At 29.4% G+C, this 25672-nt stretch carries 22 protein-coding genes; 6 read left to right on the plus strand and 16 right to left on the minus strand.

Features of this window, described 5'->3' with window-relative positions:
* Nucleotides 1-48 precede the first annotated feature (48 nt).
* From ACX6CF_RS22205 to ruvA, 4 genes are all read right to left on the minus strand, one after another.
* The gene (locus ACX6CF_RS22205; protein ID WP_458787566.1) at nt 49-477 is read right to left on the minus strand and encodes a cell division protein ZapA; all 429 of its coding nucleotides are present in this window, start codon (nt 475-477) and stop codon (nt 49-51) included.
* A 212-nt stretch (nt 478-689) separates the two neighbouring features.
* Entirely contained in the window at nt 690-1211 is a 522-nt protein-coding gene (locus ACX6CF_RS22210) for a winged helix-turn-helix transcriptional regulator (protein WP_458787567.1), read from the minus strand.
* Between the two features lie 88 nt (nt 1212-1299).
* On the minus strand, nt 1300-2316 hold the full coding sequence (ruvB, locus tag ACX6CF_RS22215; protein ID WP_458787568.1) for a Holliday junction branch migration DNA helicase RuvB: 1017 nt from the start codon (nt 2314-2316) through the stop codon (nt 1300-1302).
* Nucleotides 2317-2344: 28 nt separating this feature from the next.
* A complete protein-coding gene (gene ruvA, locus ACX6CF_RS22220; protein ID WP_458787569.1) occupies nt 2345-2956 on the minus strand; it encodes a Holliday junction branch migration protein RuvA in 612 nt (203 codons plus the stop codon).
* Between the two features lie 179 nt (nt 2957-3135).
* On the opposite strand from ruvA, the gene ACX6CF_RS22225 reads away from it, so the two are divergent.
* A complete protein-coding gene (locus tag ACX6CF_RS22225; RefSeq protein ID WP_458787570.1) occupies nt 3136-4641 on the plus strand; it encodes an FAD-dependent oxidoreductase in 1506 nt (501 codons plus the stop codon).
* A 58-nt stretch (nt 4642-4699) separates the two neighbouring features.
* Nucleotides 4700-5602, plus strand: a complete 903-nt coding sequence (locus tag ACX6CF_RS22230) for a tocopherol cyclase family protein (protein ID WP_458787571.1) — start codon at nt 4700-4702, stop codon at nt 5600-5602.
* 20 nt (nt 5603-5622) lie between these two features.
* Here ACX6CF_RS22230 and ACX6CF_RS22235 read toward each other — a convergent pair whose 3' ends face one another.
* A complete protein-coding gene (locus tag ACX6CF_RS22235; protein ID WP_458787572.1) occupies nt 5623-6090 on the minus strand; it encodes an NUDIX hydrolase in 468 nt (155 codons plus the stop codon).
* Nucleotides 6091-6109: 19 nt separating this feature from the next.
* Nucleotides 6110-6727, minus strand: coding sequence for an NUDIX hydrolase (locus ACX6CF_RS22240; RefSeq protein ID WP_458787573.1), 618 nt, complete (start codon nt 6725-6727; stop codon nt 6110-6112).
* A gap of 357 nt (nt 6728-7084) precedes the next feature.
* Between ACX6CF_RS22240 and ACX6CF_RS22245 the strand changes: the two genes are divergently transcribed.
* A complete protein-coding gene (locus ACX6CF_RS22245) occupies nt 7085-7465 on the plus strand; it encodes a DUF1292 domain-containing protein (RefSeq protein ID WP_458787574.1) in 381 nt (126 codons plus the stop codon).
* A 65-nt stretch (nt 7466-7530) separates the two neighbouring features.
* Here the strand turns inward: ACX6CF_RS22245 and ACX6CF_RS22250 are convergent, their stop codons facing one another.
* Genes ACX6CF_RS22250 through ACX6CF_RS22260 form a run of 3 tightly spaced genes read right to left on the minus strand, consistent with a single transcriptional unit; the run spans nt 7531 to nt 9591 of the window.
* Nucleotides 7531-8778, minus strand: a complete 1248-nt coding sequence (locus ACX6CF_RS22250; protein WP_458787575.1) for a glutamate-5-semialdehyde dehydrogenase — start codon at nt 8776-8778, stop codon at nt 7531-7533.
* Nucleotides 8779-8833: 55 nt separating this feature from the next.
* Nucleotides 8834-9385 (minus strand): 5-formyltetrahydrofolate cyclo-ligase, encoded by a 552-nt coding sequence (locus tag ACX6CF_RS22255; RefSeq protein WP_458787576.1) that lies wholly within the window; start codon nt 9383-9385, stop codon nt 8834-8836.
* Complete coding sequence (locus ACX6CF_RS22260; protein WP_458787577.1) at nt 9382-9591, minus strand: DUF896 domain-containing protein; 210 nt, start codon at nt 9589-9591, stop codon at nt 9382-9384. The genes ACX6CF_RS22255 and ACX6CF_RS22260 overlap by 4 nt, the downstream gene beginning before the upstream one ends.
* 244 nt (nt 9592-9835) lie before the next feature.
* Between ACX6CF_RS22260 and ACX6CF_RS22265 the strand changes: the two genes are divergently transcribed.
* The gene (locus ACX6CF_RS22265) at nt 9836-10804 is read left to right on the plus strand and encodes a hypothetical protein (protein ID WP_458787578.1); all 969 of its coding nucleotides are present in this window, start codon (nt 9836-9838) and stop codon (nt 10802-10804) included.
* A gap of 77 nt (nt 10805-10881) precedes the next feature.
* On the opposite strand, the gene proB is transcribed toward ACX6CF_RS22265, so the two are convergent.
* Nucleotides 10882-11679, minus strand: a complete 798-nt coding sequence (gene proB / locus ACX6CF_RS22270; protein WP_458787579.1) for a glutamate 5-kinase — start codon at nt 11677-11679, stop codon at nt 10882-10884.
* A 268-nt stretch (nt 11680-11947) separates the two neighbouring features.
* On the opposite strand from proB, the gene ACX6CF_RS22275 reads away from it, so the two are divergent.
* Nucleotides 11948-13450, plus strand: coding sequence for a carboxypeptidase M32 (locus ACX6CF_RS22275; RefSeq protein WP_458787580.1), 1503 nt, complete (start codon nt 11948-11950; stop codon nt 13448-13450).
* Nucleotides 13451-13539: 89 nt separating this feature from the next.
* On the opposite strand, the gene ACX6CF_RS22280 is transcribed toward ACX6CF_RS22275, so the two are convergent.
* From ACX6CF_RS22280 to ACX6CF_RS22305, 6 genes are read right to left on the minus strand one after another with little or no spacing between them, the layout of a single operon-like run.
* Nucleotides 13540-16614: a fibronectin type III domain-containing protein gene (locus ACX6CF_RS22280; protein WP_458787581.1), complete on the minus strand. Its 3075-nt coding sequence runs from the start codon at nt 16612-16614 to the stop codon at nt 13540-13542.
* A gap of 2 nt (nt 16615-16616) precedes the next feature.
* On the minus strand, nt 16617-18083 hold the full coding sequence (gene pelG, locus ACX6CF_RS22285; protein ID WP_458787582.1) for an exopolysaccharide Pel transporter PelG: 1467 nt from the start codon (nt 18081-18083) through the stop codon (nt 16617-16619).
* The gene (pelF, locus tag ACX6CF_RS22290; protein ID WP_458787583.1) at nt 18071-19495 is read right to left on the minus strand and encodes a GT4 family glycosyltransferase PelF; all 1425 of its coding nucleotides are present in this window, start codon (nt 19493-19495) and stop codon (nt 18071-18073) included. The genes pelG and pelF overlap by 13 nt, the downstream gene beginning before the upstream one ends.
* Before the next feature lie 50 nt (nt 19496-19545).
* Complete coding sequence (locus ACX6CF_RS22295) at nt 19546-21357, minus strand: DUF2194 domain-containing protein (RefSeq protein WP_458787584.1); 1812 nt, start codon at nt 21355-21357, stop codon at nt 19546-19548.
* Nucleotides 21357-22250 (minus strand): hypothetical protein, encoded by an 894-nt coding sequence (locus ACX6CF_RS22300; protein WP_458787585.1) that lies wholly within the window; start codon nt 22248-22250, stop codon nt 21357-21359. The genes ACX6CF_RS22295 and ACX6CF_RS22300 overlap by 1 nt, the downstream gene beginning before the upstream one ends.
* A 51-nt stretch (nt 22251-22301) precedes the next feature.
* Complete coding sequence (locus tag ACX6CF_RS22305) at nt 22302-24512, minus strand: NAD-dependent epimerase/dehydratase family protein (protein ID WP_458787586.1); 2211 nt, start codon at nt 24510-24512, stop codon at nt 22302-22304.
* A 294-nt stretch (nt 24513-24806) separates the two neighbouring features.
* Here ACX6CF_RS22305 and ACX6CF_RS22310 point away from each other — a divergent pair, with 294 nt between their 5' ends.
* Entirely contained in the window at nt 24807-25619 is an 813-nt protein-coding gene (locus ACX6CF_RS22310) for an endo alpha-1,4 polygalactosaminidase (protein WP_458787587.1), read from the plus strand.
* The last annotated feature ends 53 nt before the right edge of the window (nt 25620-25672 follow it).

Below are 25672 nucleotides of genomic sequence, written 5' to 3' on the forward strand. Positions count from 1 at the left end.
TTAGCTTATTCTTATGTAAAAACAAAAGTAGTAATATACATTATATTACTACCCGTTTTCTAAATCAAATGTTTCTATATATTCATCTAGTTCTGCCTTATAATTTTCCATGTCTTCCTCTAGTTTATCTGATCGTTCTATTAGTCTGTTCTTATCTATTTCTAATTTATGTACTGTATCTTGTAATCTTTCAATTTCACGTTCTTTTTCTAGTATCAGTTCATCTTTTAGTTTAAACGATCTTTCTAAACTATCAGTACTTTCTTTTGCCTTAAAATAATCATCAGCAATATTGATTGCTAATAATATAGACATTAATCTAGTATTAAGAAATTGTCCATTCTCCGAAGCCTTTAGATCATCTAGTTTGTTATTGATATAAAGAGCCACTCTTTGAATATATTCTTCGCTTTCATTGCCAGATAATGTATAGACATTACCACCAATTATTACTTTTGTATTATTCTTTGGTGACATACTAGACCCCCTTTACTACTTATTAAAGCTTGTTCCATTATTAGCATAACCAATAAACTATAAATATTCAATGCAACATTTAGTACAGCTACTTAATGTTTAAACTTTTAATTATAATTAATGCTATTATAACACAAAGAAACAATAATTGACAATTATGAATTATTGTTTCTAAGCATATATGATTTAGTAATTCAATTTTTATTATACCACTATACTACGTCACTTAAAACATTAAGTACTAAGTAATTATCCATTGTCACGCCTTCATCATTATTCCAAGTAATAACAATTCCATCTGTATCATCAACTTCAGCTAGCGTTTCGATTTCATTATATGTAACATTATACAATCTTTTTGCTTCAATAATACTCATCTTTACTATTTTATATACTTCATCATGCTGTCCATACAAATAAAAATGGTAATATCCTTTTTCTATCTGATCTTCAATGATTTTTTTGGTCATCAATCTTACTTTACTAATCATCTTATAACTTATTACGACTTCATTATATGTTTTCATGTCTTTTGTCTTTTTACCTAAAGGAGTTATTATATATTTTAGAGCTCTAGAGTTGATTTGTTGTACCTCGATATACCCTTTATTAATCATATCCTGTAAAATCGCATTTATAGAGCCAAGGGATAATCCTAATTCTTTAGCTAGTTGTCTTTGGGTCACATGTTCGTTATTGCTAATCTTACTTAACAATTGTAATTCTCTATCCATAATGTTCCCCCCAATATAATAAAATTTCTTATATATATTTTTTTCACACTATGTATAGTTTAATATTATTGGAAGAAATTGTCAATAGTTAGTTATTATTGCCAATTTCATTATTACAAACTAATCCAAAATGTTTATAGCATAGTGATGTAACCATTCTCCCTCTAGGAGTTCTATTAATATAACCAAGCTGTATTAGATATGGTTCGTATACGTCCTCAACTGTCCCCGACTCCTCACCAATAGTCGCGGCAAGAGTATCTAGACCTACAGGTCCGCCATTATATTTTTCTATCATGGCAAGTAACATCTTCCTATCATTTTTGTCTAAACCACTTTTATCAACATCCAATAGATCAAGTGCATAATCCGCAACCTCCTTGGTTATATCACCTTTGTATTTAACTTGTGCGAAATCTCTTACACGTTTTAACAACCTATTTGCAAGTCTCGGAGTACCTCTAGATCTTCTTGCAATTTCCACAGCACCTTTTTCATCAATATCTATGCCTAGAACACATGCTGACCTTTTAACTATATGGATTAATTCATCTAAAGTGTAAAATTCTAATTTATTGATAACACCGAATCTATCTCTTAAGGGTGATGTTAATAGTCCTATACGTGTTGTTGCACCCACAAGTGTGAATCTTGGAAGATCCAATCTAATTGACCTTGCAGATGGACCTTTTCCTATGACGATATCAATAACAAAATCTTCCATAGCAGGATACATAACTTCTTCTACCTGCCTGTTAAGTCTATGAATTTCATCAATAAAAAGTATATCCCCTTCTTGAAGATTATTGAGTATAGCTGCCATATCACCAGGCTTTTCTATCGCTGGACCTGAAGTGATTTTTAGATTCACTCCCATTTCGTTAGCTATTATGTTTGATAATGTTGTTTTCCCTAATCCCGGAGGTCCATATAGCAATACATGATCAAGAGGTTCTTCTCTTAGCTTAGCGGCTTCAATAAAGACCTTCATATTTTCTTTGGCTTTTGCTTGTCCAATATAATCAGATAACAACTTCGGTCTAAGATTTTGCTCTATCTTCAAATCTTCATTAATAAGATCTGTCGTTATGATTCTTTTTTCCATTATTAATTTGCTCCTTTAACAACAATAATTAAAAACTGGCCAATTTCCCTAATGCACCTTTTATAATATCTTCTGCAGTTGTTGATTCTGTTATTTTCAGTGTTCTTACTGCTTTTACCGCTTCAGTACTTGAATAACCAAGACTAACCAAAGCAGCTATAGCATCATTTTTAGCATTGGAAGTTAAAGCTATCTGACCACCATCTATTTCTGAACTTATACTATCAATATGATCTTTTAATTTTAATTTATCCTTAAGCTCTAGTATTAATTTTTGTGCTGTTTTCTTCCCTATTCCTGGTGCTTTAGATATAGTCTTTACGTCATCTGCAATAACAGCAAATCTTAATTCGTCAGGAGTAATTGTAGACAATACTCCAAGTGCTCCTTTAGGTCCTATCCCATTAACTGTTATTAATTTCTTAAATACTTCTAAATCATCTCTTGTTATAAATCCATATAGTAACATAGCATCTTCTCTAACGTATAAATAAGTATGCATTTTAAACTCTTCACCAATACAAGGTAAATCCTGCATTGCAGACATTGAAATCTTTATTTCATATCCTATATTTCCTGCTTCAATAATTATAAAATCCTCACCAATGAATTCTAATGTTCCTTTTATGTACGATATCATTCTACCACCTACTTTTACAATAATATATTAGAACGTTTGTTCTTATTATACTTTATATTGCCACCTATTACAAGTTTTACTAAAATCTTTCTTCAACTTATTTAGCTTCTTATATTTATGACTAACTAGTATGCGACTTGGTAATAACTATAATATATTTACTTTAGGAGGGATTACAATTGTATGAATCCGACTCATATTGGATTAAATCAACACCTTCAACTAATTATGATAATCTGAAAGAAGATATTTCTGTAGATTGTGTCGTCATTGGAGGTGGTATTACCGGGATAACAACTGGTCTTTTATTACAGCAACAAGGTCTTAAAACTATTATAATAGAAAAAGATAAAATATGTCTAGGAACAACAGGTCATACAACAGGCAAAATTACATCTGGGCATAATCTTATTTATTCATATCTTATAGACACTTTTGGTAAAAAACTAGCTAAACAATACGCCGATGCCAATCAACAAGCCATAAGATTTATTATAGACACAGTTAACAAATACAATATTAACTGTAATCTAGCTATGGAACCATCTTATGTATATACAACTGATAAGGATAATATTTTATTAGTCAATAAAGAACTTGTAGCCGCACTTAGTCTAGGATTACCAGCAGAATTTGTTGATTCCACTGACCTTCCATTTGGTATTAAAGCTGGGATTAGATTTTTGAACCAAGCTCAATTTCATCCAAGAAAATATATATTAGAATTGGCACATATATACGAAGAAAATGGTGGTATCATCTATGAAAACACTCAAGCAATAAACATTGACCCCAAAAAAAGTATTGTTACTACAACCTCTAATACCATAACAGCAAAAAATATTGTTATAGCAACTCATTATCCATTTTATTCAAAAGGTCATTTGTATTTTGCTAAGATGTCTCCTTATACCTCATATGTTATTGGTACCTCTGGTAATACAAAACTAAAAAATGGTATGTACATTAGTTGTGATAGAGATACACGTTCTTTTAGGTATCTAGACACTAATAATAATAGGTTATTATTTATAGGTGGTCAATCTCACAAAACAGGGCAAACACGAAATGAAATTTCTAATTATAAAATTTTAGTGGATTATGCTAACAAATTATATTCTGATGTTTCTGTAGATTATAAATGGTTAGCTGAAGATTATATCACCATAGATAAAGTACCTTACATTGGTCTTTTATCTAATGATTATGATAATATTTTTGTAGGAACAGGATATGGAAAATGGGGTATGACTAATGGTACAGTCGCAGCAATGATTATTAAAGACCTAATAACTCAAGGGACTAATCCTTGGAAAGATATATTTAATCCATCACGTTCTTTTACCCTTGATAGCGTAAGAAACATGTTTGCAGATTCGGTCAATACTACTGGGGAATTTATTGCAAGCAGATTCAAAACAAACCAAATAGAATTAGAAGATATCAAACCTACTGAAGGCAAAGTCATAAAAATTGAAAATACAACTATTGGAGCATATCGTGATGAAAACAATAGATTATATCTAGTAGATACAACATGTCCACATATGAAATGCAAAGTACAATTTAATGATGCCGAAAAAACATGGGACTGTCCATGTCATGGTTCTAGGTTTAATTATGACGGAACATTCATTGATGGACCAGCTAATAAAGATCTAAAAAAAATTGAATTGGACTACTAAAATTATGAAAAAAAATAAATTATACAAATTATATAACCCTATTTGCTTACAAGGTAATATGAATAAAAAAAATTTTTTTGAAGGTTGGTATTATAAATGCGTAGATGCCAACAATGAGTACTCTTGTGCTTTTATACCTGGTATTTCAACTAGTACTTCTTCTTATAAACGCCATGCTTTTATTCAATTCATTGATAACTCTATTAATCTTCCCTTATATATTCCATTTCCTATAAAATCATTCTCCTATTCTGATAAGCCTTTTGTCATTAATATTAGTAACTGTATTTTTTCTGATTCACGAATAATAATTAATATTGATCACAAATCTTGCAAAATAAAAGGGAAAATTAATTTTGGTGATTTCACAGATATAAGAAGAAATTTAAAAACCCCAACAATAATGGGTTATTATAGATATATTCCATTCATGGAATGTTTTCATAGTATCATTAGTTTATCTCATCCTTTAAATGGTTATCTAAAAATAAATGATAGGAATATTGATTTCAATAACGGCATAGGGTACCTAGAAAAAGATTTCGGTACCTCTTTTCCAAAAAAGTGGATTTGGATACACTCTAATACCTTTAATATTAAAAATACTTGCTTAATGTGTTCCATAGCATCCATTCCGTTTATTAGGAAAACTTTTACTGGATTAATATGTATATTATATATAGATGGTAAAGAATATAGATTTGCAACTTATCATAATGCTAAGATAAAGAAACTACAGTGCTCTAAGAATAATCTTCATATAGAAATATTGCAAGATAATTATACATTAGATATTAGAAGTAAGTGCAGTGATAATAACATACTTATTGCACCAAAAAATGGAGATATGAACCGAAAAATCATAGAAAGTATGTCAGCAGAAATTAAAGTCAAATTACTTAACAAAGATTATGTAATATTTGAAGATACTACCTATAATGGATGTGTGGAATATAACTGATATTCCACACATCTTGCTTTTTAAACTAATTTATTATTAATCTTATATACTATATCTTCTACAGTACATTTGACTGGTGGACTTATCTTATCAGGCAAATTATTGACATCAAAAAATTTGATATCTTTTGTTTCAATACCATCTATATTAATTTGACCTTTATAAGTCCTAGTATAATAGGTTACACAAACCATATATACTTCATCTCCATTTGGGTAGATATAATGCTGGCCAGTACCAGAATATATATTAAACAACTTTAAATCATAAGCTGTAAGACCCGTCTCTTCAAAAACTTCTCTTATTGCTGCATCTTCAACTGTTTCTCCCAACTCTATTACACCACCAGGTAACCCCCAAGTATCATTATCACACCTATACTGCATTAAGAATCTATCTTCATCATCAATCAATACAGCACCTGCTGTACTTAAAATCAAAGGTCTATTCCCAACCTCTTTTCTTAGTTCGTGTATGTAATCTCCCATTCATTAACTCCTCCGTATTCTAATCAAATATAGGCTCAAATAGTTCTTTACCTCTAGCCATGAAACACATCCCAATTTGTTCTTTGGTGTTTCTTCCTAGAGATAATTCAGGTAAATTATCAGGATCAAAAAACTTCGCTTCACAAGTCTCAATATTATCTATATACTCCCCTTTTATATAATCACATTCAACAAATATTTTATATATAGAGTAAGGATAATCATCATTTATATATTTATTCCTGTCAAGAACAGCTATAATGCGTTTTGGTGATACTACCGCACCTGCTTCTTCCATAGATTCTTTTTTAGCATTTTCTGATACACTTAAGTCTATATCAGCATATCCCCCAGGTAATGCCCACTTATTGTCTTTATTTTCTTTAACCAACAATATTTTATCATTTTTAAATACTGCTGCCCTAACATCAATTTTAGGAGTTTGATACCCTGATTCATTCGCAAATAATGTCCTAACTTTTGTATTATTCAACTGTGTATATTCACTAACTATTTCAACACTGATATCTCTTATTCTCTGGAATCTATCAATGTCAAATTCATTTTCTGAGTATGCTAATCCTGATTGTGATATAGCTTGTAGTTCCTTAGCCCATTGTAGCCATTTTTTCTTCATTATGTATTGCCTCCCTATTTGGTATATAGAACATGTACTTTTATTCAATAAGTTAATGTTATATAATTATAGAAACATCAATGCAACATATCTAATTATATATTTGATTGTGTTTTTTGTATATAACCATAATAATATTTGTACAAATATTATTATATAAATAGGTTTAGTTAGGATATTTTTCTAATACAGGGGAAAAATATAAATAATAAACTCTAATATTCGTAATTATCTTTTAATAATATGTAATTATTTTTCCCTTTAATTATAGGTATATATGTAATATAATGATTAGGTAGATTAATCCAATAATATTAAAATATAATTATTAATAATTATATGGACAGGAGAATTATAATGAATAAAGAAAATAACCACGATTGTAATTGTAACCATGATCATTCAGCAAAAAACGAAGACTGTAATTGTCATGATCACGAAGAAGATTGTTGTAACCATGAACATGAGCATAACCATGAGACTATAACATTAACATTGGATAATGACGAGAATATTGAATGTCTAGTATTAGGTGTATTTGAAGCAAATGAAAATGAATATATCGCTTTACTACCAGAAGACGAGGATGACGTTCTACTCTATAAATATTCTTCATCAAATGACGAAGATATTGAACTTACAAATATTGAAGATGACGACGAATTTGATATAGTATCCAAAACATTTATGCAGTTAATTGAAGAAGAAGAAGAAGATAATACTGAGGATAATGAATAATAAAAAATAAAGGGCAGCTTCATAATACATTTTAAATGTTATTATGAGTTGCCCTTTTTTTATAACTAATTTCTTACTTGACCATTACCATATATCACATACTTGGTAGTTGTTAGCTCTCTAAGCCCCATAGGACCTCTTGCATGAAGTTTCTGTGTGCTTATACCTATCTCAGCACCAAAACCAAATTCAAAGCCATCTGTGAACCTAGTAGATGCATTAACGTATACTGCAGCTGCATCTATTTCATTAAGGAATCTTCTGGCATTAGTATAGTTTTCTGTAATAATTGATTCTGAATGCTTGGTATTGTATTTATTAATATGATTAATTGCTTCATCAATATCATTAACCACTTTAACAGATATCTTATAATCTAAGTATTCTGTTCCATAATCTTCTTCAGAAGCTTCTTCAATATCAGTTACAATTGATTTTGCCACATTATCCCCTACAATAATAACATCATGCTCTTTTAGAGCTTTACAAGCCATAGGTAAAAAATCACGAGCTATATCTACATGAACTACAAGACTTTCACATGCATTACATACTCCTGGTCTTTGAGTTTTTGCATTAATAAGAATATCCTTTGCCATATCTAGATTAGCTTCCTTATCTACAAAGATATGACAATTACCTATACCTGTTTCTATTACAGGTACCGTACTATTGTTGACAACTGCTTGGATAAGTCCTGTACCACCTCTTGGAATCAGAACATCCAGATATTCATTAAGTTTCATCATCTTAGTTGCTGTCTCTCTGCTGATATCTTCAATTAGTGATACAGCATCCTTTGGCATATCGGCACCAATAAGTGCGGCTTTAATAATTTCTACAATCTTAAGATTGGAGTTTATTGCTTCTTTACCACCTCTTAAGATTACTGCATTTCCAGTTTTGAAGCATAATGCAAAAGCATCTACAGTAACGTTTGGTCTTGCTTCATATATTATTCCAATAACACCAAGTGGTACTATTTTTTTACCTATCTCCAAATCATTAGGTCTTTTTTTCATCCACATAACTTCGCCGATAGGATCATCTAATTGGATAATTTTTTCAATTCCTTCAGCCATAGATTTAATGCGATTAGAATTAAGAGTGAGTCTATCAACCAAAGAACCTTTTACACCATTTTTCTCTGCATTAAGTACATCAATCTTGTTAGCATCAATAATAACCTTTTCATTTAATAATAAAGCATCAGCAACTGCTTTTAACCCTTTATTTTTATCGTTTGAAGAAAGCCTCGATAAAAGATAACTGGCTTCTTTAGCTTTTTTTCCTTTTATATTCAATTCTTCCATACGTATTCACCTCTTTAATTATTGTAATTCTACTAGTTTTTTATAGTCTTTATATTTAGATTACTCGTAATTCAGTAAAAATATAATCTGGTTTAACATCATAGACATCAGATGGAACCTTATCTAACAATTGATAATCATAGCACACAGCAATTAAATTAAAAGCTTTTCTATATTTAAATAAATATCTATCATAATAACCTCCACCAAAACCAATCCTATTTTTAGATTTATCAAAAGCTACTCCTGGCATTATGAATAGTGATTTTGCTGTTGGCACTCCTTCAATTAATGTTATAGGCTCTAATATATTAAATTTACCTTTTCTCAAATCCTTCATGGAGTTAATATAGTAAAATTTTATAATTCCCTTTTCTTCTACTTTTGGAACAGCCACTAACTTATTATCATTCCATGCTTTCTTGATAATATTAAGCGTATCGACTTCATTAAAATTACTTACATAAATAAATAGATCGTAACAATCCTTATATATCTTGCTATTTATTATTTTGTCATATATGTTTTTGCTTTTATTGGTAACATCATCCTTAGACATATTACTTCTTTTATCTAGATAGGTTTCTCTTATCTCTTTTTTTATCATTTCTTATTCTTAGGCTTTAATGGAGTAATATTGCCCTTCTCATCTTTTAATTTAATTGTATTCATAGTACTCTTGAAATTTTTTCTTACAGAATTCAGATACTCTTCTCTAAGGAGTGATTGTTCAATTTTTTCATCATCAGTAAGTCCTTCAATTTTGTTTTTTTTATAAAGTTCATTAATTCGGTCTATTTTTTTCTCTTCCATATTTTCCTCCAGTCATCCTATTATCACTTAACAGTTATATTTACAGTAATATGTTTATTACATATATTCTAATCTCTTATACGTAACTAATCAAGTTTTTCTTGAAAAAATACACATATATATTAATTGATAATAATTATTATAAATTATTTTATTTTTTTTTCAACTATATTTGTATTTTTTCATAGATAATATCTAATAATAAGTATAGTCCAACAATATTTCATTACTTGGAGTGAATAATATGATAAGAAAAATTATGATACCTTTACTAATATTTATAATAATTTCTACTAGTTGTTCAAATAGTGAACAAAAAGATGAAAAAGCTAATTCAACACTTGTAAACAAATCATTAAAGTATCAGTTAGTTAATATTACTGATGAGCTAATTAATCTTCTTGAAAAAAAGGATTATATTAAATGTTATGATGAATTAATGGATTTTCATGAAAAAGCAAACGAAGTGGGAATATACTATATAACAGATAATGATGAAAATGCTGTTGATTTTAAAGCTTTGATTAATGAACTAAGTAAAAACATTTCAGATGAAGCGAATAAACAAAAGATACAAAAGGTAGCAATCGATGTTGAAAAAAGCCAAATAAAAATCTTAACTGAAATGGCATCTGACGGTGGTGGTCAAGAAGAAAAATCAGAGTCTCAGGGTGATGATAGTTCTAAGTCCAGTGGTTCAAGTGGAAGTGAAGAAAGTAGTGATGACTCATCAAGTAGTAGTTCAGATAACGAATCGAGTTCAGCTACGCATGAATCTGAACCATCTGAAGATATTATACTTCCACAAGAAGAATTACTGAAAAAATATCCTGAACTAGTTACTACAGATAATGATTTAGCTATTCAAAATAAAGCCTCTGACCTCTACAAATACTGTAGTTATATACTAACATTAGAAGAAAACGACAAAAAGGCAGGATTGATTAAGTTAAAATATTATTTATACAAAATCAAGTATTTAGCAAAACTAAAAAAATTCAAGGATATTAACAAATATTATACAAAACTAGAAAGTGAATGGAAAGTGGAACTCAAAAACGCCCAAGAAGTCAGTGAAAAGGATGCTAAGATTATTAATTCTATTATTGATAATCTAATAAGCCAAGTTCAAGAAAAAAATATACCCGTAATAGAAATATCTAATAAAATAGCTGTAAAATCAATTAATAACTTAATTGATAAAACCAGTTAAAATATCAATTTACATTCTAAAAGGGACTGTCTTACAAGACAGCCCTTTTAGAATATATACTAAAGTGTACGTAATGACTATTTTGCTATAAATAAAGTTCCTATGTTTTCACCATAAACTATTTTTTCAATAACATTGTCAATATTAGCGTTGGCTATGAGCATATCAATTCCATTACTAGTAGCAATTTTTGCAGCAGTTATTTTAGTAGCCATACCACCTGTTCCGTTGACTGAGCCTGCACCACCTGCCATATGCTGTACATTAGCAGTTATTTCTGTTACTTCAGAAATAAGTTTAGCATTACTATTCTTTCTTGGATCTTCATCGAACAAACCATCTATATCTGATAATAATATTAATAGATCAGCTTTCACTAACTTACTAACAATAGCTGATAATGTATCATTATCTCCATAAACTATTTCTTCAGTAGCTACAGTATCATTCTCATTGACAATAGGAATTGCACCCATTTTCAATAACGCATTCAAAGTATTTTGAGCATTTTTTCTTCTAATTGGTTGATCTATCAAATTCTTTGTTATAAGAATTTGAGCTACATTTTGATTATACTCACTAAATATTTTTTGATAAATCATCATCAAGTTTGCTTGACCCACTGCCGCTACAGCTTGTTTCTCTTCTAAACAATTAGGTCTTCTAGGTAAATTCATTGTCTTAGTTCCAACAGCAATAGCACCTGATGTAACTAATATTACATCTTTACCCATATTTTTCAAATCAGTTATCTCTCTGATTAATCTTTCTAATCTAAAATAATTTATTTCACCTGTTTCTTCATATGTTAACGATGATGACCCAACTTTAACTATTATCTTTTTTTTGTCTTTTAATCTTTCTCGTACAGTCATTGTATTAATCCACCTTATATTTTTGCATTCGATTTATGTAATTACTAACGTAAATAACGCGACGTAATCTCTTTTAATATATATATTTAACTCAATCATCTATACAATCATTCTAATAAGTTCAATATATTACAGTAATAAACTTCTTCTATTTTACATGACAATGTTAAAATAATCAAGGAAAATAAGTTCCATTTTAATTATTTTATTGTTATAATGGGTTTATGGAAAAAATAGGTTCCAAATACAAAATATGAGGTGATATCGTATGGATATTAAAACTGCTATCAATAGACTTAATGAAGTCGATAACAAATTACATGCAATTGAACATGCACAAGGTATTATACATTGGGATGCTGCAACAGGAGCACCAAATAACAGCATAGACGGAAGGGCTAAAACTTTATCAATATTAACAGGAGAATACTATAAAACTCTTGTCAATGAAGATTTTAATGAACTTCTAATTTTCTTAGGGGACAATAAAACCCAGCTTGATTATGTAACACTTAGAAAAGTTGAAGAATTTCGTGATGAATACGATAAAATAGCAAAGATACCTGTTGAATTAGTCACAGAATATACTGAAGTTCAATCTAAAGCTAGTGCCGCTTGGGAAGATGCTAAAATCAAAAGTGATTTTTCTATTTTCGCTCCACATCTTGAAAAAGTTATTGAATTCAATAAGAAATTTATTGAATATAGAGGTTATACTAAACACCCTTACAATACATTACTAGATGATTATGAAAAAGGATTGACTACTGATGATTTGGACGAATTCTTTAGCGAACTTAAAAATTCAATAGTACCTTTAGTTGCTAAAATCAACGAATCAGAAGTTAAAATCAACGATGAATTTATTAAAAAGACATATCCGACTAAAGAACAAAATGTACTTAACGAGAAATTATTGAAATCTCTAGGATTTAATATGGATTCTGGTATGATGGCAGAAAGCGTACATCCTTTTACTACTCATTTCAATAAAAACGATGTTAGAATAACGACTCATTACTCTGAAAACAACCTTTTATCAGCACTATATAGTACATTACATGAAGGTGGTCATGCCATCTATGAACAAAATACAGGCGATGAATTAAATTATACAACTCTTGGCACTGGTACTTCTATGGGTATACATGAATCCCAATCACGTTTTTTTGAGAATATAGTTGGAAGATCTTCTTCTTATATAGAATATCTATACCCAATTATAAAAGAATCTTTCCCTGAAAACTTAAAAGACGTTACATGTGAAGAGCTTTATCTTGCTGCTAACAAATCTGAACTTTCTTTAATTAGAACTGACGCAGATGAACTTACTTATTCTCTTCACATAATGATTAGATATGAAATAGAAAAATTATTATTTGAAAATAAAATATTAGTTACTGACCTACCAGAGATATGGAATAAAAAATATCATGAATACATGGGATTAACTCCACAAAATGATGCTGAAGGTATTCTACAAGATGTACATTGGTCAGAAGGTTTATTCGGTTATTTCCCATCCTATGCGCTTGGAAATGCTTATGCTTCTCAATTTGCTAATAAGATGAATGAAACAATAGATTTTGCTAAAGATCTTAAACAAGGTAATTTAGAAAATATAAGAGAATGGTTAAAAGAATACATCCACAAATATGGAAGATTATTAACTCCAAGTGAGATAATAGAAAAAGCAACTGGAGAACCTCTTAATGCAAAATACTATACAGATTATCTAGAAAAAAAATATAGTAAAATATATAATCTATAAAACTACTGGGTATTCATAATCCCATTAACCAAAAAGAGAGCAGAATTATTTGGAATTCTGCTCTCTTTTTGAATTTGTAATTAATTAACTCATTCCCACTTATTAACAACTACCATCCCACTACCTTCTTTTGGTATGTTTTTATCTACATTATCGCTATATCCCAATTTTATTATAGTTGTATTTTTCATACCAATATAACTTTTAGCCAGTTTTATCTCATAAACATTATCTTTCTTAATTCCAGTTATCTCTCTTATATACTCAAAAGACCAATTATCACCATCACCTATATACTTATGAAGATATCCGTTAATTACCACATAATCTACTCCACAATCTGACCAATTAGAATTTTTATATCCTGTCTTATTATCATTGTCCACATCAATGTAGATATAATTCTCCTTACTTCCGTCTTTTTCTTGCACCATGATATTCAAATAGTACTTATCAATATAAGCATATAAACTAAAAATTTCATTGTCTGCAACTGGCTCTATCCCAATCCAATCGGTTACTATACCATCAAGTTTAATATGTGGTTCTGAAGCTATCAATGTCTTTGTGACTTTCTCACTCCAACCACTAGTAGTATAAGAGTTCTTGCTACGAATACGATATGTATACTCTTTTCCTATCTGGACGTCCATGTCTTTATATCTAGTTAAATCTACTTGAATAATTTTATTATTTATTTCAATCTCATAAGAAGTAGCTCCTTTTACGCCTTCCCATTCTAATGAAATATGGTCAATTGTAGGTTGAACAACTATAGATGAAGGTATTATCAGGTCTTGATATACAGCTCCAACATGATTAGTCTTAATCATTGCCTGTGTAGCTGAAGGTAAATAGATGATATCATTATTAACAAACCCAATTTTTAATTCATTCATATTGTTATTATCCAGTAATTGAAAATCTAAATAACCTTCAATCATATTACTATTTGATATGATATTAGCTTCACCAATATCTTTCCAAGACCAATTTTCTCCATTACCTATATACCTTGAAATATAGGATTCATATAACAAGTAATCAGCACCTGACTGATACCAGTCTAAGACATTATAACCAGTACTACGCCCATCAACATCTATATAAATATTGCTTTCACCGCTCACTCCTTCTCCTTGTATAAGAAAGTACAAGCCTTTTTTATCTTGTAATGTATAGAGTTTTATATTATTTTTATCATCATGAGCACTTAGCATAAGTTCATTCCAATCTTCATGCCTACCATCAACATTAATCTTTACATTGTCAGCCAATGTCTTCCTTGTCAATGGTTTGCTCCATGAACTGACTACATCATCATTTATAGCCCTTATTCTATATGAATAAGTAGTATTGGGAACTAATCCTATATGTTTATATTCATTATTTTGACTAGTACCAATTATCTTGCCATTAACTTCTATTTCATAGTTTTGTGCGCCATAAACGGGTTCCCATTTTATATCAATATTCCTAGAGCCTGAAAAAAGCTCTACCCGTTGTGGACTATATAACTGTTGAGCAGTGTCTGTTAAGACTTTATATCCTGATATCATGTCTTTTCCTTCAGCTGGTATACAGTTATTATCATCTACCATGAAACCTAATCCAATCTCACGAGGTTGTTTGAAATCAAATAGTGATATGTCTATCTTAACTTCTAGTATATCTTTTGTCTTAACAACAGATACTTCTCCCATTGGAGACCACTTCCAATCACTTCCATTACCTATATATCTGCTGATAGTTTCACCATCAATGAGATAATCTGCTTTAGGATAATTCCATGGCAGTGCTTTGTATCCAACACTATTTTCATTACCACTATCAATAAAAATGATATCCTCATTCCCCATATTTGGATTAACTACTAAAAGTCCAAGAGCATTATTGCTCCATGCAGCATAAATACCACTAGGCAGTTTGTCATTAGCTAATTCATTATATAGATATGTCCAATCATTGACCTTTCCATCAACTTTTATCTTGCCAGGTAATGGATCCATAGACTTTGTCTGTAATACCCTTTTTTTACTCCACAAACTGTTTCTTTCACTGGATTTTGCTCTTATACGATATGTATGATTGCTGCCTGGTTCAAGTCCTGTATGTCGATAGAAACTATCTTTTCCAAGATTAATAATCTGATTATCAACTTCTATTTCATAACCTTCAGCCTTGTCCACACCTTCATATTTGACTATAATTTTGGAAGCTGAGATTTCTGTTCCTAATAAGGCAGGTGGTTTTATAGCTGATAAATCATATAAAATCTCTTGACTAACAAAAAACATTTCTTTGCTCTTTTGGGGTATATGAATATCCTCTCCAAGTGAATATCCCATTCTTATATCTCCAATATCAGTAATCCCAATACTATGAAGAGGAATAATGAATTCTGCCATAGTATCCCCTATAAAATAATCAATTTCTGCTACATTATCCCATAACCAATCTGAACCTTTTCCCTTATATTGATATAATGTAGAATCACATACCATAAATTCAACACCTGTACCTATCCAACCAGTTTGAATATAACCTGTATTCTCATTACTATCACAATCAACATAAAAACAGTTTCCATCTTGTATCTGTTCCCCTTGTACCAATAAATACATATTGTTCTTATCATAGACAACTGTAATGCCGATCTGCTCATTTGAATATAATGGATCAATACCCTCCCAATCAATTATAGACCCATCCATCTCTATCTTTTCATTGAGAATAAATTTGTCTGGTTTTTTAGGTATACCTGACACTGATTCACTCCACTTGCCAATACCATATTTATCAATTGATCTTATCTTATATGTATATTGATCACCAGGTTTTATACCATCATGTATATATTCATGAGTACTTGTATTTACAATTGCTTCATCATTAATCTTTATCTCATAAGCAGAAACATTTTGAATGGCTTCCCATGATAATTTAATTTTATTAATATGTTCTTCAATAATTATTTTACTAGGTGGCACAGGAGGCTTAATCAAATCAACTTCGTCCTGTGAAAGCATGGAATCATTATTCAATTCATTATTATCAACACTCATACTATCATTCTTATATTCATCCCCATTGAACAACATCAATAAAGATATAATAAAAATTACACATAATAGAATAAAGGGAATATATCTTTTTATTTTCAAATTCAGCTCTCCTTTTGATTCGATTTTTCTGTATGATTTTTATATAAGACATCTACAATCTTATGGAATACACCTGAATTCTCTCTTGCTATTACAGGCTGTGAACAAAATGTATGATAATCAATTTCATTCAGATAGTCGGTCAATCTTGTTACTGCTATTGTAAATCCAATTATAGAAGCAACAAAAAATCCAAAGCCATAATAAACTTCTCCTAATTCTATAGAGATCTGCGTCAATATAATGTTCCCAATAAAGAAAAAGGATATAATTATTGCAACACCTTTCCTATCTTCAAAATATAAAAGTATAAGCATAATAAAAAACATCATAAAACAGCAAAATGAACCTAAAGATAAGATAATGAAAATATTCAATGATAAACCTGTAACTCCAACATAAGGCAAAAAGATATTTCCCAAAATCATACAAAGAAGAGAGATAAAAAACTGTATTTCAATCAATTTTCTTATCTCTTGCCAAAGAACGAAAATCATTTTATCTCTTGCTCTCGAAATTTCTATACCATTACCACCTGAGGTAATCAAACCATAGTACTCCTTATACCTATCGTAAAAAGAAGTCTCTACATTAACAACAAATATAACCGTAGCTGGTAGTACCGTTAAAAAAGCATAAAAGACAGCTACATCATATACTGGTGCAAAAACATACGTTTCAGAAATAGTTACACCTAGATTACTTCGCCAAAACAGAAAATTATGTCCGTATATACCCAATGTATAAAAAAATGATACATATATTAATGAAGCATATTTATCTATGTATTTAAGAAACACAAAATAATCATTACCAAGTTTATTAAAATATTTGATGATATAAAATGTCAACATGGATACAATCACAAAAAAGCCTACGTCCATCCCAATCAATATGGACATGGTCACATCCAACTGTAATATACTCAGACAAACATAAATTGTTATTACAGTAATGAAAATACCGTATAGAAATCCTTTAACAATTTTCATATAATCTCTAAAAGCTGATAAGTAAACTGTCTGTAACCATAAGATAATAAGTTCCATAAATAAAATATATGGTGGAATCTTATATTTTATATGAAGAGGAGACCTTGCATAAAATGCAAATCCCAAAACTCCTCCAACAATTAACAAAAGGGTTATAACCCCTAGAAAAGACGCATTTATCTTATTATATTCTTCTTTATACAATAAATCCGATACATATCTTGTTATGACCATAGAGAAAATACTTGTAATAATCTGTGAAAAAACAAAAGGATACACGATTGATCCTATAATCAATTGTTTTTGAATATAAGGCAATTTAACTGCATTCATAAACAATTGTATAAACACAATGAGGCATGTACACATAATAATCGGTCCTGTTGTAACAATAGTTGAGAAAAAATATGCTCTAAGTTTATATAAATATCCTTTGTCACTAAACAGTTTCTTCAGTTGAAACCCTATTCCTGCCATTCTTCCACCAACCTATTATATAATTTATCATACTGATCAATAAACATATCATGTGTATATAAATGAGATACCCGTTCATATCCATTTTTCCCCATCTGTATCCTAAGTTCTTCATTGTTGCATAGTTTCACTAATGTTTTTCCGATCTCTTCATAATCCATTACTGGTACTACTAATCCTGCCAAACCATAATTATCCTCTTCATTTCCATATAAAAGCTCTTTACAGCTTCCTACATTGGTTGTGACAAATGGCTTCTTACATGCCAATCCTTCAAGTATAGCTAAAGGTTGTCCTTCACTTATACTGGTTAATACAAGAATATCCATCTTACCTAGGTAATCTTTTATATTAACTCTGCCAGTAAATATAATGTCTTCAACCTCAAGTGCATCAACTAGTCGTTGACATTCTTCATAATATTCTGGGTCTTCGTCAATTGGTCCCATTATATAGAATCGTACATTACTTATTTGTCTTTTCACATAAGAAAACGATTCTATCATGGTCTTAATATCTTTTATAGGTACTACACGAATAACTGCTCCTATATTTACGAATTCGTCATTCTGTTGTTTTAGAGTTATATCTTTATATTTATTTACATCAATACCATTATGAATAATCATTGTTTTTCCTTCATCACAACCAATATCTATCTCAATTTGTCTGTTTTTTTCGAATAAACTAACTACACTACAAGCACAGTCATAAGAGCAATTACCCAATAAATTAAAAAAATCAATCCATATATCTTTTAGATATCCTTTTACCCAACTAGCCTTTATTATTTCTTCTTCCCTTTCCCTTGAATAGATACCATGTTCTGTTAATAGAAAAGGTTTATTATATAGAGAACTTCCCAAGCTAGCAATAATACCCGCATAACCAGTTGCAACACTATGGTAAATATCTGCTTCTGGTATATCCTGCACAATTAAGTTGAACAAAGGTAGTAACATTGACCTAATTGTCCAAAAGTATTCCGTAAATGGAATATGAGCATATTTAATATCATAACCCTGTTTTATAATATCAAAAAAATCCTTGCTCATAAAAAATTCTGACACATTCTTGAAACCAATATTCCTTATACATATAAAAAATTCTTTCCAATCAATTTTTTCTCCGCATAACATATCGGATATTATTTTAGTATGCAAAGTACTAATTTTATATCTTTTTCCATACTTACCTTTTTCTTTTAAAAATTCATCAAGAAAGATTTCTATTATCTCTGTAGTATTGTCGTGAATTTCATATTTATAATTACCTCGTTCCGATTCTTTAGCACCAATGCAGTAAAGAATGAATTCATGCTGCGGAAAATCACCTATTAGTGCATTAATCCATGAAGAAACGCCACCTACGACATAAGGATAACTACCTTCTGTAATTAAACATATCCTCATAAGCCAATTCATCCTTTCCTTTTCTTCCATATAATTAACTCTAACTATATTTAAAATTTGATTGCAAATTCAGGTTTTTTTGTATGAATAAGATATACATTTTTATCTATTTCAGCGGATGTACAACTAATGGTTTTCTTTATATCTTTTTCTGTACGTAGTATGAAATACATATCTTTCCTAAAATTGGTCATAAAACCATATATCCCATCTTCATTCTTAACAAATTTCACATCACATTTCAAATATTTTTTTAATTCTTCTGCTGCTTGTGAAGCAGTCATACTTCTTAGCCAACCATATTTATCTTTTATATCTTTTAGCATTTCATTATATTGTTCTTTCATTTCTTCCCATGAGTATCCCATATTTCTCTCTGGATCTAAAATATCATCAGGATGAATGAAATGTGAAAATACCCCAAAGAAATTAATTGTTGTATAGATAAACCAATCTTCACCTTCCTCATTGATATAATCATATGTTATACGAGGCAATTCAACCATTTTATCCTTAGCAATTTCAAACTCCTGAACATAAGCATCTGCTCCTTCGCCAGCAAGATATAAACCAGCTAAGATATTCATACTTGGAACAACCTCCTTAATAGCTGCTCTTCCCATGGGATGTAATATATTAGATGGTGGTACATAGACCTTGAAATTATAATAAGGAAACACGTCCTTTGAAAACCGATTAATTTCCTTCAATGCTGCCTTCATGTCTTCTGTACTTTTCCATGAGTTATATCCTAGATCTTCTTTTATAAAACCTTCTGGAGCAAAAGATTGATGATTATAACCGTGAAAACCAAGCTCTCCATCGTTTTTTAGCAATTCCCGTCCATACATAATTAAATTATTTTTTGTATCATAACTGCCTGGATTGAATGGAGGATTAACATCATCATTATAAGTTTCTATAATTACTCCTGTATATTTGATATCATATAACTTGGCACCTTTTAATATATCCGTCCACCAAACTCTTTTGTAGAATTCTTCAATTGTAAGACCATAGTCCCTGTATATATTTTCATCAAATCCACTAGGTACTGGAGCAGGGAAATCATCAATATAACAAATTTTCGCATTAAGAATCGGATAAATATAGTCTTCCACCAATAGTCCCAAAGCACCTGCTATTATCCCTCTGTTTTCCTTAGCTTCTAAAGATGTCCCATTATAAATCATGAACTTACCATTCTTATAATCTATATCCCATATAAAAGGTATAGAATCCGCTGTTTCTGCATAAACAGTTGCGTCTTCACTTAGTATAACTTCTCTCATGGAATTAGTTATAGTATCATTTGTAAGTTTATAGCCATCATTTTTAATGAGAAGGTTATCTTTTAATAATATACCGTCAGATTCTACTGACTCACCTACTTCTTCAATACCAAAGATTGTATTAATAAAACTATCAGTAGTGGAATGATAGACTATAAAAGCATATCCACCATTAGCTACATACCTTTCTAGATCTTCAAATGATGAAAAAGTCTCATCTTCCAGAGATGTTACTACTATAGTTTCGTAACTTTGATTAATTGTTTTTACATCTTTTACTTCAAGTAGATCATAATCTTTTTTCATATACTCATAAGATTTTATTACATTGTCTTTTACCAACTGGCTACCAGCTGAATTTTCATCATATATTATTAGATGTTTTTCAAATAGTTCTTCTTCAATCTCGTTGATATGTTGAGAATTAAGTAATGCATAATTCTCAATCTTATCATACTCATTAACGTTCTTGATGAGTTTTAAAACATAACCTGACTGCATACCTCCGTACACAATACCACCAATAGATATTATAATTATTATAATGTAAATTACTGTTTTATTTTTCATTAAGTCATCGCCGTCCAAAATCTTATTTTATTAAGTGCTTCACTTGATAAGCTGATAGGAAGCTCTTTAAGTTCTTCGATTCTTTTATTCAACATATTATAATCTTTAAGTCTATAATGCAATTTCATAAATAAGAGATATGGGTCTTCTAGCTTTTCATATTGCTCTAGAAACAAATTACAAAAGTGCCTTGCTTGTCCAAAATCTTCCATATCCAAGTCTATGTCAATTTTCATTATATAGTACTCTTTGTCTTTTATACCTAGATTAATAATCTGTGATAACAATTTTGAATAATCATTTTTAAGCCTTTTTTCCATTTGTTTTTCCATAAGACCAATATCTATATAATCTTTTAAAACCTCAATATATTCTCTTATTAATGCGCTGTCATTGTTATTTTTTTCATATTTAACGGTTAAGTCTTTTATCTTATTTTCAAATTCGCTCTTAATTTGCATGATTGCACTTGCTGCATAATGACTGGTTTCTGTATCTTCATCCTGTAAAGCCAATTTTAATCCATTGACATTACTTAATGTCTTATCTTTAATCATATTAATGACTAACTCTCGCTTTACTATATTATCATTGAGAATAAGAGCCTCTTCTATTGGAACAATATCCCTTTTATCATTCAAATCATATATAGAATAATCATTTGAAGAAGATATTTGATTAAAATCAAAATCATGGACTCCACTTTTACTTTTAAGACCTATATCAATCAATGTTAGAAAAATTATTCCTAAAATTGGAAGAACCATTGTTATAACGAATCTTATAAACACTAATTGACGACTTTTTTTGTAAAAACACAAACTATATAAGATACAAATACATGTATAAATAATAATATAATATTTGTAATTAATAAATTCCAAATTATTCATCTAACCATTCCTTTGTAACTCATTATTTTGCTCATCATAAGAGTTTATGGTTTATGCGCTTAAAAGCTTTTCACTTTCAACAATAGTTACATATACACCATTCATTCTAAACCTCTCTATGACAAGCTGAACAGCCTCTTGGTCAATGTTGGATAAGAGGATATAGACATTATTATCTCCATCCATACATAGATAATCCGTTTCTCTAATAACTTTACTAAGTCTACCTGATAATAACTTATAATATTCTTCATCCATCTTGTCTATAGAATAATCTACTGCTAATATGATATAATCAATTTCAAAACTTTTTCTAGCTTTTTCTTTGCTTTTTAATAAATTGGAAAAAGCTTCTCCTTTAAGAAATCTAGTATCCCCTTTGTATCTCATATATCTTGTGTCTTCTTTGTAACGATAAGCTCTTGATAATGAACTAGAAATAAGTCTCATAACTACATGAAATAGATTCTCATAGTATAGCGATAATTCTTCAAATTTAACATCGTGTATTGATACAATGGCAACTACATCTTCATTATCATATACTGGCGAAATAAGAATAGGTATATCAGGTTTGAGTTTTCGATTAACATAAACACCTTTACTATTAATAACATCTTGTATTTCAGCATAATCGTTAACTTTAATAGAAACTGGAATGCTTTTACCTAGTTTTTTGGACTTGGCTACTAACCGCATAAATTGTTTTGTATTATCTAATATATATAAAGTGACTCTATCTGTTTTCATTATACTCTCAATTACATTGATAGCTCCTGTATAGATATCCTCTACTTCAACACTTTCCAATTTAGCTGTAGTTTCATATATCTTAGCAAAGCTATCATTGGAATCAATAATTTGGTTTTCCAATTTATTTTTTTGTAAAAGAATACGGTCATATATCTTATTAAGAAAAGAATAGTCTTCTAAAGTCTGATCATATGCATCATTGGTAAATTTAATATCTCTGTTTTTACGATCAATAACATAACCTATAATAAGACCAATAAGTACGTATATTGCTAGATGAGCAATATTGTCTACATCATAAAAAAATGAAATAATATCTCTACCAGTATATAAATACAATACTATCTGCAATGAACAGCTAAGAGCTATTGCAATACTGACTTGTTTTATTCCATAAACAATTCCAATTAGTATAATATAAATAAGCTTGTAATCCCAATTATAAGTATACGCAACGGCTTCACGTAATAGTTGCATATAAGAAAAAACAGCAACAATTAAAAATCCTATCAAATTTTCGAGATAGGGTAATATTTTAGGACCGGCTCTTTCTGTATTCTCTACCTCTGTTTCAGAATTATCCTCCACTCCATCATTATGGATTTTATTCCAAACCAAAGTCTTTCGTAATCCTTCTTCCAAAGAATATTTGGGTTTCCAATCGATTGTATCAATCAACAGCGAATTATCCAACCTATGTTGTCCATTGTTTAGATTGGGATTTACATAGGTTACATTATCAATATCTGTAACTTTCTTTAAAAATTCAAAAATATCATTTAAGCTATTTTCTGTATTAGTAGATAAATTGAATGTACCATGACATCGCATTGCAGCACATTGATAAATAGCAAAAGCTACGTCTTCAACATAAATATAATCCCTTGATTCATAACCATTATCATTGATAACTATTTTTTCACCATCAAAAACTTTTTGCAAAATATTCAATAATGTTCCATTTTGTTTTTGCTGTCTTGGACCGTATACATTTGATATTCTAAGAATTACTGTTTCAAGGTTATAACGTTTACTGTAATACCTACAATATCCTTCTCCTGCTTCTTTACTTATACCCAGAGAAGTATGTGGCATTACCTTCATTTCCTCAGTATATGGCCCATTACCTTTATTACCATATACAGCATCTGAAGATGCAAATATAACTTTAGATACGTTATATTTAGATGAAAGCTCCAATATATTCGATAAACCAAGAACATTAGACTTTGTATATTCATTTAGTGACTCGTTAAGTCCATAACTTTCTGTTACCGCAGCAAGGTGTATAACAATATCAAATCGATTACTACGAAAAATTTCTTCACATTTTGAATCAATTATATCCAGATTGAATCGTTTATGTTTTATTGTAATATTATCTGCTCTACCAGATGACAAATCATCTATTATATAAATTTTATATCCTTCTTTACTGAATCTTTCCGCTACATGAGAACCGATAAATCCATATCCTCCAGTTATTAATACTTTTCCTAATGTCTTCATGAAACACTCCTCAGCTTTAATATTATAAAGTACAATCACTTAGAATATATTTGATAAAAAGACTTTAACAATAATTATTATTCTGTTAAAATAAATATAAGTTGTTATTGTTAACTATATAGATATTTCATTTTTGTTATTAATTATTAATCTATTATATTATTAATAATTAAAATTTCATATTATATTGTATTATAACATTGTCAACTTTTTTTGTAAATTATTTTTGTCGTTTTTTGAAGCTTCATAGCATTTTATGTATATTAAGTAATAAATAAGAAAGGACATGTTTATATGACAAGATTATTATCCCTAATATTAATAATTCCACTTTTCCTATATTGTTTGTCTGGCAACACACTTTTTAATAATTCCTATGGAGTTTTCATTGGTTGTTCTCCTGAATCAATGGATGAATTTATCGATTATGAAGAGATTGTCATTGATGCTTTCTATTATGATAATGAGCAAATAGCAACTCTACATAATAAAAATGTTAAGGTATATAGTTATCTTAATATTGGATCAATCGAAGATTTTCGCCCTTATTATAATTATTTGAAAGATATGACTTTAGATGATTACGAAAATTGGCCTGAAGAAAAATGGTTAGATTTGACCAATGAAAAATGTCGTAACTACATTATAGATGTTCTTGCTAAAGATTTGAGTGATAAAGGTATTGATGGGTTTTTCCTTGATAATTTGGATAATTATTATCTATATAATAATGATGAGGTATATAATGGATTATTGAATATAATAACACGTTTAAATAAACAATATAATTTACCTCTTATTGCTAATGGTGGGTATGAATTTTTCAATGATTCCTTAAATAGAAATGCGGATATCTCTAGTTTAGTTTATGGTGTTAACCATGAATCTGTTTTTAGTAAAATTGACTTTGATAATAATGAATTGACAGTGAATGACAAAGATGATTGTGATTTCTTATTAAGTCACATTGATAGGCTTCATAAAAACGGTGTAAATATATATGTCATTGAGTATACCTCAAACAAAAAATTACGCAAAAAAATGTCTAGATACTTTATAAAAAAAGGATATAGTTATTATATTACAGACAACATTGAATTAAATTAAAACACTATAATAATAAGAACTTGAAAATTCTTATCTAAACAGAATTAACAAGT

This window comes from Vallitalea sediminicola, from assembly GCF_054408565.1.